Origin of the sequence: Bradyrhizobium sp. BRP23 (assembly GCF_020194135.1) — a bacterium.
In the GTDB taxonomy this organism is placed as follows: domain Bacteria; phylum Pseudomonadota; class Alphaproteobacteria; order Rhizobiales; family Xanthobacteraceae; genus Bradyrhizobium; species Bradyrhizobium yuanmingense.
The window spans coordinates 1-868 of the sequence record NZ_JADYVW010000049.1 but is presented as its reverse complement, the minus strand read 5'-3'; the positions used below and the strand labels follow the sequence as shown (position 1 = coordinate 868).

The following is an 868-nucleotide window of genomic DNA, read 5'->3' as shown; positions in this document are numbered from 1 at the left end:
TCGCCTCTGTCTGCGCAGGTGTAAAGCTTACGGCGCGAGATATAGCTGGGTCGGAGGCGCAAGCCGAATCGCGGCGTCTGGTCGCGTATGTGTCGGCTCCAGCTGAACTGGCGGAAAGCGATCTTCGGAAGTTTCTTGCTGAGGCACTCCCCAGCTACATGCTTCCGGAAAGAATCGTCCATGTGGACGATATTCCACTGACCAGGAACGGAAAGGTCGATTTTGCAGCGTTGCCTGACCCGGCCAGTGTTCGGCCGTTATTGTCAACGCCCTTCGCGGAGCCGCAATCAGACCTCGAAGTCCGGCTACGTCAAATCTGGTCCGGCATTTTGCGTATCGAGAACATAGGTGTAAATGACCAATTCATAAGCCTTGGCGGAGACTCGCTCCGCGCAATGCTTATATTGGGACAGTTGCAGACCTTGCTAGGAGTGAGAGCGGATTTCAGACTGGTCCTGAATGGCACAATTCGATCTCTTGCCGCTTCGATCGAGGGGCGCACTGAGCTCAATCCGTGTACGGCTTTGACATGCCGAAAGCTAAACCGATCACCTCTGACGCACCTCCAGGAGCACCTTTGGTTTTTGGCGCAGCTCGATCCATCTGCCCGGAACTACATCATTCAAGGCGGGCTGCGCATTAAGGGAAACATCAGTTTAGCTCGGTTCAATCGCGCCTGGACCGAGGTCATTCATTCCCACCAGGCACTTTCGGCGCGCTTTATCGACAAAGACGGTCCGGTTCAATGCTTTGATGCTCCGCCATGCACCAATCTTGAATTGATCGATGTATCTCATCTCACCTCCTCCGAGGCTGAGGAGCTCATCGCACAGTTTCGGCGAACGGAGCTGAAAGACAATTTCGATCT

At 54.4% G+C, this 868-nt stretch carries 1 protein-coding gene; it reads left to right on the top strand.

Annotated elements, in window-relative coordinates; genetic code table 11:
- Positions 1-868, top strand: an 868-nt coding sequence (locus tag I6F24_RS37280; RefSeq protein ID WP_225156599.1) for a condensation domain-containing protein, incomplete at both ends; no start/stop codon positions are given.